Origin of the sequence: Xanthomonas sp. 3058 (genome assembly GCF_014199765.1) — a bacterium.
GTDB classification, from domain to species: Bacteria; Pseudomonadota; Gammaproteobacteria; order Xanthomonadales; family Xanthomonadaceae; genus Xanthomonas; species Xanthomonas campestris_B.
Genome location: NZ_JACHOF010000002.1, coordinates 349,644 through 360,313, shown reverse-complemented (window position 1 = coordinate 360,313; position 10,670 = coordinate 349,644). Strand labels below are relative to the sequence as shown.

Below are 10,670 nucleotides of genomic sequence, written 5' to 3'. Positions count from 1 at the left end.
CTAAGCTTCGTCACCGCGTTGGTCACGGTGTCTTGAAAAATGCCGCCTTTGGCGCCCTTTTTGTGCGGCGCCATCTTTCATACGCCGAGCCAAGCGCGTGCTAGCCATCTAAAGTAATCAGTAACGGCGAAGAGTGCAGCTTTACGTCAGTGTTTTCAGTCTGTGCTCGATGTATTTCCCGAGGCTCATGTCACCAGGTTTAAAGTCCGTACCTAAGAATATTACGAGCTTACCTTCATTCGCCGCAGATTTAAGAGGGCCTGACTTTCGTGCGCTTTCTGCAGTGAGAACGACTGTATCACTCGATCGCCTAGCTAGGTCTGCATCGGTCACTCCACTTGGTAGGCCCGAGCCTTTGAGGCTGCGTGGTGGATCTGCTCGGTAATAGTTTTTGTGCCACTCCTTTTCTGATGGAGACTGAAAACTGCCTTGTCCGAAGCCTACGTAGGGTGCTACGAATCCGAAAGAGCGAGTGATATTTACAGAGTTCCGCTCTCTGATTTTCTGGATCGAATTTTTCAGCTCGCTTTTTTGGTTGGGAATCGCTGCCAGCTCATTGTCGATCTCGGGGGTTACGCATAGCTGGTAGCGTTGCGCGGGTAGCTCTTCTTCAAGATCTATCCCATGCTCGACAATGTAATTCCAGGCGCATGAGTCGATGTATATAAAAATTTTCATACTCGATATTACCGGAGTTTCAAGCCGGCTCATTGGGGCGTATGCGCGGTTTTGATTGCGGACTTGCCGGCGGAATGCCTAGGCCCGATGCCCGCTCATCTCCTGCCCGGCATGCTTGTCGAAGCGTAGGTGCCACCAGGTGGCGCTGAGCGAAATCAGGCTAACCACGCAGAACGCCAGCGAGAAATCGCGTTGTGCCGGCTGTGCGTGATCGCCGGCCAGCATCGCCAGTTTGAGGATCATCGCGCCGGCGCACACACCCACCGACAGCATGAGTTGCTGCATGGTGGTGTACAGGCTACTGGCGCGGCTCATGCGCGCGGACGGGACGTTTTCGTAGGCGATGGTGTTGTAGGCGGCGAACTGGAACGACATGAAGGCGCCGCAGCACAGCAGCAGGCCGAACATCAGTGCCGGTGGCCAGCCGGGCCGGAACAGCGCGCACACCATGTAGCCGAGGCTGGCGAGCACGCCGTTGCCGATCAGGCTGTTGCGGTAGCCGAAGCGGCGCAGCAACTGCGGGGTGATGCTGCGCATCAGCAGCGCGCCCAGCGCCGTGGCCAGAATCAGGCGCCCGCTGTGCGCGGCGCTCATGCCGAAGCCGATCTGGAACAGCAGCGGCAGCAGGAACGGTTGCGCGCCCTGGGTGATGCGCATCAGCGCGCCGCCAATCACCGACAGCCGGAACGAATCGATGCACAGCAAGCTCAGATCCAGCAGCGGCGCAGGGTGGTGGCGCGCATGCCACAGATACCCCAGCGCGGCGCCGCCGCCGATGGCCAGCAACCAGCTCGCCGTGCCGAGACCATCCTGCTGGCTGACCATTTCCAGGCCGAACAACAGGCAGCCCAACGCGGTGCCGCACAGCACGAAGCCGCGCAGATCGAAGCGTGCCGGGGCCGATTCGGTGGGGATATCCGGGATGAATCGGCGCACCAGCAGAAAACCGGCGATGCCGATCGGCACGTTGATGTAGAAGATCCAGCGCCAGTCCAGATACGAGACGAAAAATCCGCCCAACGGTGGGCCGAGCATCGGGCCGATAAAGGCCGGTACCAGCGTCCAGGCCATCGCCGACACCAGGTGGCGGCGCTCGACGGTGCGCAGCAGAATCAGCCGGCCGAGCGGTGCCATCATCGCGCCACCGGTGCCTTGCAGCACGCGCGCGGCAACCATGGTGGGCAGGCTGTCGGCCAGCGAGCACAGGATCGAGCCGCCGACGAACACCCAGATCGATGCGCCGAAGACGCGGCGCAGGCCGAAGCGGTCGGCGATGGCGCCGCTGGCCGGGATCAGCACCGCCAGCGCCAGCAGATAGCTGGTCATGGCGATGCTCATGGCCGGCGCGGCGACGCCGAAATCGCGCGCCAGGGTGGGAAGTGCGGTCGCCAGCACGGTGGCATCCATCTGCTCCATGAAAATGGCGCAGGCCAGGATCAGCGAGATGATGCGGTAATCGGGATAACGCGGCGGCGTGACGCCGGCCTCGGGCACACTGGAGGACATCGGACTCTCGGTTGCGGGGCCGACGCAGCCATGCCCGCACGGCAACAGCATCGGCCCGCGTCGCACGATGTTGTGCGGCGCAACATGCATATTGTCCGCATGCAGCAAGCGCGGTTCAAGCGCATGGCGGCAACACTGCGTGTGTCTTGCGGTAGAGCCAATGGTCTGGATGTGGTGGATCAATCAGCGGCGATCTGCTGCAAGGGCGCCTGAGGATGCGCAGGACGCGGTGACGGTGCACGGACTGGCGGTACCCGCATCCGGCGCTGCGCACTCGCTTCGCTCGGTAAAAGAGCACAGGCCGTTGTGCCTATTGCGCACACTTGCATCTGCCCGACAAACCCAGGGTCATTGTTGTGTCCGCTGCCGTTGGTCGCTTTCGGTTCGGCACTACGCGGCAGGGCTATCCCAGGCGTCCTTGATCTGCAGAAGCTGCGGCAAGGCCTGGCGAAAATGCTGCACCAGGCGCGGTTCCAGTTGCTTGCCGGCCATGCTGTCGAGCTTGCGGATGGCATCGTCCACCGTCCATGGCGCCTTGTACGCACGCCGCCCGCACAGGGCGTCGAAGACATCGGCCACGGCCACGATGCGCGCCGATTCCGGTATGGCATCGCCGGCCAGGCCCTGCGGGTAGCCGCTGCCGTCCCAGCATTCGTGGTGATGCAGCGCGATCTCCGCCGCCAGCTGGAAGACTGCGCCGCGCCCGTGCCGCAGCAGATCGTGGCCGACCTGAGGATGCTGTCGCACCACCGAGCGTTCGTGTTCGTCCAGCGAGTCGGGCTTGTGCAGGATGTTGCCGGGCACTGCGATCTTGCCGGCGTCGTGCAGGGGCGCGGCGTCCTGCAGCATCTGCGCGCACTGTGGCGACCACCCCACCGCCTCGGCCAGCACGCGCGCATAGCCGGCCATGCGCCAGATATGCGCAGCGGTGTCGGCGTCCTGGCCCTGGCCGGCGGTGCCGAGCAAATGGATCGCATCGCGGTATTGCTGCGCCAGGCGTGCGTTTTCGGCCAGCTTCAGTTGGGTGGCGATGCGCGCCTTGAGCAGGGCGGGCGAGTAGGGCCTGCTGACGTAATCGGCCGCGCCCGCCTCCAGCCCGGCGCGTTCGTCGTGTTCGCTGTTGCGCGAGGTCACGAACAGGATCGGGATGGCGCTGCTGGACGGCTGCTGCTTCAGCGCACGCGCCACAGCGTAGCCATCCATGTCCGGCAACCCGACATCCAGCAGGATCAGCACCGGCGCGTGCCGTGCCACCGCATCCAGCGCTTCGCTGCCGGACTTTGCGAAGACCAGCGGGAAATCCTCACGCAGCAGCTGGCGCAGCGTTGCCAGGTTGCTGGATTCGTCGTCGACGCAGAGCAGGGGGCGGGACAGCATGGGGGCATCCTTGCAGACAGACGCGGATCGCTCAGCGCGGGTGAGTGGCTTGCCAGTCGCGCAAGGTGGCTTCGGCACGACGGAAGTCGAAATCTTCGACCGCGCGTTGCAGTTCTTCCTGCAGCGTGTGCGGCAGACGGGGGGCGCAAATCAGCAGCGCGTGGTCGATCTGGTCGGCATCGTCGCTGGCCAGGGCGGCTTCGAGAATCTCCGCGCTGTCTTCGTCCAGCGCGAGGCCTTCGTGTTCCACTGCATCGTCGCCATCGCTGCCTTGCAGGAACGCGTGGATGGCCTCGACGGTCCGTTGCATGGTGTCTTTGAGCGCGATCAGCGAGGCGGTGATGTCGTGACCTTCATCGATACGCATTTCCAGCTCGCCGGCAGCTCCGCCCAACGCCGGCAGCGCCAGCGATCCGGCGGCGCCGCGCAGCTTGTGCGCCATCGCACCGAGGGCGGCCAGGTCGTTGTTGCGCAGATGCTCGGCAGCCAGCGCGGCCGGGTCAGGGTTGTCGCGCAGCAACTTGCGCAGGTATCGCGCGTAGGGCTCGCGCTCACGCCACAGGCTGCGAGCACGCGCGGCGTCCAGCACGTCCGGGTCGGCGTGGTCCCATGCCGGGCCGGTCTCGGTTGCGCCCTCGTGCGGCAGCGAGGGGATGCGGCGCACGCCCGGTTGCAGGAAGTGGCGAATCGCAGTGACCAGTTCTTCGACGTTGAACGGCTTGGCAATAAATCCGTTCATGCCGGCTTCCAGCGCTTTTTCCTGTTGCGGGCGGAACGCGCCGGCGGTCAGCGCGATCACCGGCAGATTGGCCAGGGCAGGGTTCTGACGCAGCCGTCGCGTGGCCTCGTAGCCGTCCACCACCGGCATCTGCACGTCCATCAGCACCAGATGGAACAGCCCCGGCGCGCGCTTGAGCGTGTCCACTGCCTGCTCGCCGTCATGGGCAACGGTGACCATCGCGCCTTCGCCTTCGAGAATGCGCTGCGCCACCTCGCAATTGATGTCGCTGTCGTCCACCAGCAATAGATGCGCACCTTCCAGCCGGCGCGCGACAAACGAGGGCGTTGCCGGGCGTGCGCCAGGGCGGTCGTCGAACAGCTGCTCCACCAGCCGGTGCAGCGCCGCACTGGTCACCGGCTTGGTCATCACCGCATCCAGATCCTGTTGCTCGGGGTTCTGCTCCAGCAGCCGGCGCTCGTACGCGGTGACCATCACGATCACCGGATGCGGGCCGGGTGCGGCGCGCGCGCGGACATGGCGCGCGATGGCCACGCCATCGATGTCGGGCATGCGCCAGTCGAGCAGAAAAATGTCGTATGGCTCGCTGGCCTGCTCGATCGCTTCCAGGGCGGCCTGGCCGCTGGACACCGCTTCCACGCGCCAGCCGAGCTCGCTGGCGATACGCGCCAGATTGTTCAACGCCGCGTCGTGATCGTCGGCGATCAACACGCGCGGCATCGCTTCGGGCGATAGCACGGGCGGCTCGTGCTGCGTCTGCGGGACGGCGGATTTTTCCAGCGTCACCACGAAATAGAACTCGCTCCCGCGGCCGGGCACGCTTTCCACTTCCAGCTCGCCGCCCATCAATTCGATCAGGCGCCGGCTGATGGTCAGTCCCAGACCGCTGCCGCCATAACGCCGGCTGGTGGAGGTGTCTGCCTGCAGAAACGGCGAGAAGATCAGGCTCTGCTTTTCCTTGGAAATACCGATGCCGGTGTCGCGTACCGAGAACAGCAGCTTGAGCTTGTTCGGGTCGCCGCTGGGGAAGCGCCGTACCGACAGCACCACTTCGCCCTGCTCGGTGAACTTGATGGCATTGCCGACCAGGTTGACCAGCACCTGGTTGATGCGCAATGCATCGCCGAGCAACCAGCGGCAATCGCGCGGCAGCGGCTCGACGATCATTTCCACCGGCTTGGCGCTCAGCGAGGAGCGCATCAGGTCGGCGATGTTGTCGAACAATTGATTGAGGTCGAACGGCGCACATTCCAGATCGATGCGCCCGGCCTCGATCTTGGAGAAGTCCAGGATGTCGTTGATGATCTCCAGCAGCGTGCGCGCCGAGCGATCGATCTTGGTCACCATGTCCTGCGCGGCGGCGGGCAGCTCGCTGCGCTGGAGCAGATACAGCATGCCCAGAATCGCGTTCATCGGCGTGCGGATCTCGTGGCTCATGTTGGCCAGGAAATCGGACTTGGACTGGTTGGCGCTCTTGGCCGCATCCATCGCCAGGCGCAGCTGTTTTTCGTGCAGCTTCTGTTCGGTCAGATCCACCGCGACGCCCAGGTAGCCGATCACCTGGTCGTTGTCGTCGCGCAAGGTGCTCAGCGTCAGTAGCACCGGCAGGCGACGACCATCGTGGCTGACATAGGTCCACTCGTTGGTGTCGCTGCGGCCGAGGCTGGTCAGCGCGGCAACCGCCTCGAGCGTGGGTGCCACCGGTGTACCGGTCTGCTCGGAGAGCATGTGCGCGCGCTCCTGCAATTCCTCCGGTTCGACGAACTGGCTGGCCTTGCGGCGGCCGATGACGTCCTCGGTGCTGTAACCCAACAGCTTTTCTGCAGCAGGATTGAACAGGGTGACAAAGCCGCTGGAGTCGGTGGCGATGATGGCGTAGCCGGCATGCGCCAGGATCGCGCGTTGCAGCGCCGAGAACTTCACCAGTTCGCTGGTGCGCTCGGCTACCTGATGTTCGAGCGAAGCGTTGAGATCGACGATGCGCTGATGCGAGCGCACGCGCTCGGAGATGTCGCGGAAGAAGTGCGAGTGGCCGCCGAGCGTGCCTTCGCTTTCGATGATCGGCGCCTTGCTGGCCAGCACGTGGACGTGATGCCCATCGCGATGACGCATGCTGTGCGCGACCGAGGCGTTGGCCGGCTGTGCATCGGTGGGGTCGATCTCCGGCATCGCATACGGTTGCGGCGACAGCAGTCGCGTCAGGTTCTGTCCGATGGCTTCCTTGGCGGTGAAGCCGAACATCGCCTCGGCGGCGGGATTCCAGTGGGTGATCCGCCCATCCGGGGTTTCGGCGACGATCGCCTCGCTCGAGTTGCCGACCAGGGCGGCCAGCTCCATCTGCTTGCGCAGCACTTCCTCGCGCCGCAATCCGTTGCTGAAATACAGCACCAGCAAGGTCGCCAGCAACACCGATACCGCCATTACCAGACCGCCCATCAGCCATGGTGAGGTCTGGTTGAGCGAGCCAAGGAAACTGGCGGTGGGCTGCGCGGTGATGATCCAGGTGCGGCCGTAGATCGATAGCAGGCGCACGACCGGAAGATGCCGCGCACTTTCGCTGGCCGGCGTGCCGCTGCGATAGAAATTGTGGGTGGGCTCGTTCCGGTCGGACAGATCCAGTGCCACGTCATCGCGCTCGCCCAGCGCGCTCTGCACCATCTGTTCGACGCTGAAAGGCGCGTACACCCAGCCATTGGTCGCTTCCATGCGCTGCTGCGGCGTCTGCAGCGGCATGCCTTCGCGATAGACCGGCAGCAACACCAGAAAGCCGCTTTCGGAAGGAATCCGGTAGCCGGAAAGCGAGACCGGCGAGGTCATCACCGGCTCGCCGCTGCGCGAGGCCTGCAAGGCGGCGGCGCGGCGACGGGGTTCGGATGCGATATCGATTCCGAGTGGACGGTTTCCGGATGACTCCGGTTCGAAATACAGCACCATGTAGCGCTCGCCATCCCATGGCGCCAGCGGACGCCGGTGAATGTCTGGCGCGCCATCGGCACGGGCGGCCTGCAGAAAGGCGGCTTCTTCGGCGGGCCGAACACGATGGATATAGCCATACCCCAACACGCCGGGAAATTCGCGCGAATAATCCCGCGAGCGGCTGTACAAGGTGAAGCGATCTCGACTGATGATCCCGCTACCTGCGCCGATCACAGCGCCGCGCGCACCGCGCAGGCCGTGCTCGAAGGTATACATGCGCTCGCTGATATTGCGCGTCAGCGCACGCACGACATAATCGAAACGTTGCGTACGCTCCAGGTCGTTATGCCGTTGCAGCGATACTGCGGTGACGATGGAAGCGATCAGGCCTGCAGCGAGAATCAGCAGTGCGCTGATAAACGCGCGGCGCCCGTATTTCCTGCGCAGATCCCAGCGGCCATGCGGCATTTCGTTTCCTTTGCCTTGCCTGTTGCGTGCTCAAGATGCTGGTCGACGGTAACGCCTACCTCGTGGTGCCGCGTGACGATCATCCGGTTGCGTGCGGTATTCCCCATACCATTAACCATCCAGACGGGTGATCGATGTCAATGCAATCAGAGCGATAGCCAGATCGACAATGCGTGAAGAGCAAGGCCGATCAATCCACCAACCAAGGTTCCATTGAACCGAATGTATTGCAGATCGCGTCCAACTCCCAATTCCAATTGCTCGACGAGGTGACGTTCGTCCCAACTTTTCATCGTCGAGGCAATATGTTCGGTCACCGATGCGCGCAAACGCGTGGTGAGTTTGTCGGCGGCCTGCAGCATGTGCTGGTTGAGCGCTTCGCGCAGCGAGGGGTCTTGCGACAAGGCCTGGCCCAGCGACTGCATCGAGCGTTCCATGTGCGCGGCCATCGAGGACTCCTCGCGCGCCAGGTCGTGACGCAGGGCATCGCGAATCTCGCCCCACAGCCCTTGTACGTAATCCTGCAGCGCCGGGTGTTCGATCGCGCGTTGCTTGAGCTCTTCGACCCGTGCGGTCATGTCCGGTTCGTCGCGCAGGCGCACGATGTAGCGCTGCAACCATGCTTCATAGTCGAGCCTGATTGGATGCTCGGGCGTCTTGAGGATGTCCTGCAATTCTTCGATCGCCGCCCGCGCCATGCGGTCGGCCAGGCTGTCGCCGATCTCTTCGATCGGCTTGACCCAGTTCACCGTGCCGACCAGCTTGGGCCACTCGCGCCGCGCATAGCGCACGATCAGCGCCGACGCACGCGTCTTGACCTGTTCCTGGTCCAGCCATTCGCCCAGCCGCAGCAACACCTCGTCCAGCAATTTCTGATGGCGCCCGTCGGTGGTGAGCAGGGCCAACACATCGCCGACCGTGGCGGCGGCATTCCATTTGCGCAGGCGATCCACCACGAAGCGCTGGATCGCGCGCCGCACCGCGGCTTCGTCCAGTAGCTCCAGCGCCTGCAGCATCCAGCTGCGCGCCATCTGCGCGAGCATGCGCGCCTGCTCGGGTTTGGCCAGCCATTCGCCGAGACGGCTGGCCGGGTCGAACACCCGTAGCTTTTCCATCAGCGCATCGGGGGCGAGGAACTGGTCGCGCACGAACACCGCCAGGCCATCGGCCAGACGGTCCTTGCCGCGCGGCAGGATCGCGGTATGCGGAATCGGCAGGCCCATCGGGCGGCGGAACAAGGCCACCACCGCAAACCAGTCGGCCAGCGCACCGACCGTGGCGGCCTCGCAGAAGGCAGACACCCAGGCCCACACGCCTTGTTCGCCCATCAGGTGACTGACGACGAAGCCGGCAAACATGGCCAGCAGCAGGGCCACCGCCAACAGCTTCATGCGTTGCAGCTGGGCGCGACGGGGATCGATGGGACGGGGAGTGCTGACGCTGGGTTCCATGATCGAAGTGTACCCAAGCGTGTGCGGATGGCATGTCCACGGCGATTGCCGCTGTGCCTGCTGGCGGGACGCTGCCGGGCAATCGTCAGGACGGGTGAAATGCCGTCGGGTCCTGGCAAGCGCGCATGCCTTGGTACTGCACGGTTGTTGCCGATCGCCACGACTGACGGGCGCGGACGCCGGGCGTGTCGTCAGGGCCGTGTGGCCATGCAGGTGGCGGCCGGTTGGCGCGGCACGCGTGTTGACGCCGACGTCCGCATTGCAGAAGCGTCGTGTTGCCAAAGGCCTCGTGTGTCGTGCCGCAATGTCGGTCAGGGCGCCTGCGCAGCGACACCGGCCTCTGCGCGCGATGCGAGGCGGCGGCTCGACGGATGCGCGATGCAGGGCCAGAGCCGGCCCCATTGCGGTGCGGATCGCTGTGCTTCCGCCACCGCACGCCGTTGCGGCGCGACGGCAACGGCGCCTGGCCGCATACCGCCGACACCGGCTTAACCGCGCAGACGTTCCAGCTGCGACTGCAGCGCGGCCACCTTGGCCTGCAGCGCGGCGTTTTCGGTTTCCAGTTCGGTGACGCGGCGTTGCAGCGCTTTCACATCGCGGCGTTCGGCTTCGCCGCCTTCGGCCTCGTCGGATTTGGGTTTGCGCTTGGCGTCGCGCACCCGCTTGGCGGCCTGCTTGAGCTCGGCCTTGCCGGCCTGCGCGGCGGTGCGTTGCTCGTCCTCGGACAAGGTGGCCACGGCAGCTGCAGCACTGATCGAAATCTCGCCGGCCTTGACTGCCTGCACCACTTCCGGGGCGGCCTGTTTGTGGATGCGCTCGATCATCACTACCTGGTTGCTGCTCAGCCGGGCTTCGCGTGCCAGCTCGGCGCGGCTGACCGGGGTGGAGCTTTCTTCCCACGGCGGGCTGTCGTTGTCGGCGGCAGCCTGCGCGGTGCCGTGATCGATGCCGTTCGCGGGCGGGGCGTCGCCGAGCACTGGCGTTTCGGCGGCGTCGGCATCGCGTTGGCTGCGCTGGCGCGCGGCCAGGATCGCGCGCTTGCGCAGCGCCAGCACGCCGCGCTGGAAGTCCGATACGCTGCGCCGGCCCAGGTGCTGCTCGATCATCCACAGATGCACGTCCTGCATCGACTGGAAGCGCGGGTTCTGCACGGTCTGGAACGGCAAGCCGTGCTTCTGGCAGATGCCGTAGCGGTTGTGGCCGTCCACCAGTACATCGCCCCACAGCACCAGCGCGTCGCGGCAACCTTCGGCCAGCAGGCTGCGTTCCAGCGCTTCGTGCTCGTCGGGCGTCAGCGGGTCGATGTAGGCCTTGAGTTCTTCTTTGACAACGATGTTCATGCGGCAACTGCGGGGGAGTGCGGGGGCGGGCATTGTAGTGAGCCTGCTCCGGCTTTGCGCGCTTGACGTGGTGCCTGCGCCCGTGACATGCGAGCAACGTCGGGTAAGCGGCTACGCGCGCCGTCGTGGGCTGGATCAGCCGATTGGCGCGTGCGCTGGCGCCAACGCGACGCTTCCCGTACAAGCGCCAGTCAC

Annotated in this window: 6 protein-coding genes; all 6 read right to left on the bottom strand. The window is 64.7% G+C overall.

Annotated features, from left to right (window positions below):
* Positions 1 to 141: 141 nt before the first annotated feature.
* On the bottom strand, positions 142 to 678 hold the full coding sequence (locus GGR61_RS05515; protein ID WP_184620715.1) for a hypothetical protein: 537 nt from the start codon (positions 676 to 678) through the stop codon (positions 142 to 144).
* Between the two features lie 78 nt (positions 679 to 756).
* Positions 757 to 2,184: an MFS transporter gene (locus GGR61_RS05510; RefSeq protein ID WP_184620714.1), complete on the bottom strand. Its 1,428-nt coding sequence runs from the start codon at positions 2,182 to 2,184 to the stop codon at positions 757 to 759.
* A 390-nt stretch (positions 2,185 to 2,574) separates the two neighbouring features.
* A complete protein-coding gene (locus tag GGR61_RS05505; RefSeq protein WP_184620713.1) occupies positions 2,575 to 3,561 on the bottom strand; it encodes an HD domain-containing phosphohydrolase in 987 nt (328 codons plus the stop codon).
* A gap of 31 nt (positions 3,562 to 3,592) precedes the next feature.
* Positions 3,593 to 7,684 (bottom strand): CHASE domain-containing protein, encoded by a 4,092-nt coding sequence (locus GGR61_RS05500; protein WP_184620712.1) that lies wholly within the window; start codon positions 7,682 to 7,684, stop codon positions 3,593 to 3,595.
* Positions 7,685 to 7,830: 146 nt separating this feature from the next.
* Positions 7,831 to 9,135 carry a DUF445 family protein gene (locus GGR61_RS05495; protein WP_184409422.1) on the bottom strand — a complete coding sequence of 435 codons (1,305 nt, stop codon included), beginning with the start codon at positions 9,133 to 9,135 and terminating at the stop codon, positions 7,831 to 7,833.
* 488 nt (positions 9,136 to 9,623) lie between these two features.
* A complete protein-coding gene (locus GGR61_RS05490) occupies positions 9,624 to 10,475 on the bottom strand; it encodes a plasmid replication/partition related protein (protein ID WP_184620711.1) in 852 nt (283 codons plus the stop codon).
* Positions 10,476 to 10,670 lie beyond the last annotated feature (195 nt).

What these genes read in the sequence shown, in the direction of transcription:
- GGR61_RS05500 (WP_184620712.1), bottom strand. Translation starts at nt 7,684, where the DNA reads ATGCCGCATGGCCGCTGGGATCTGCGCAGGAAATACGGGCGCCGCGCG.
- GGR61_RS05490 (WP_184620711.1), bottom strand. Translation starts at nt 10,475, where the DNA reads ATGAACATCGTTGTCAAAGAAGAACTCAAGGCCTACATCGACCCGCTG.
- GGR61_RS05510 (WP_184620714.1), bottom strand. Translation starts at nt 2,184, where the DNA reads ATGTCCTCCAGTGTGCCCGAGGCCGGCGTCACGCCGCCGCGTTATCCC.
- GGR61_RS05515 (WP_184620715.1), bottom strand. Translation starts at nt 678, where the DNA reads ATGAAAATTTTTATATACATCGACTCATGCGCCTGGAATTACATTGTC.
- GGR61_RS05495 (WP_184409422.1), bottom strand. Translation starts at nt 9,135, where the DNA reads ATGGAACCCAGCGTCAGCACTCCCCGTCCCATCGATCCCCGTCGCGCC.
- GGR61_RS05505 (WP_184620713.1), bottom strand. Translation starts at nt 3,561, where the DNA reads ATGCTGTCCCGCCCCCTGCTCTGCGTCGACGACGAATCCAGCAACCTG.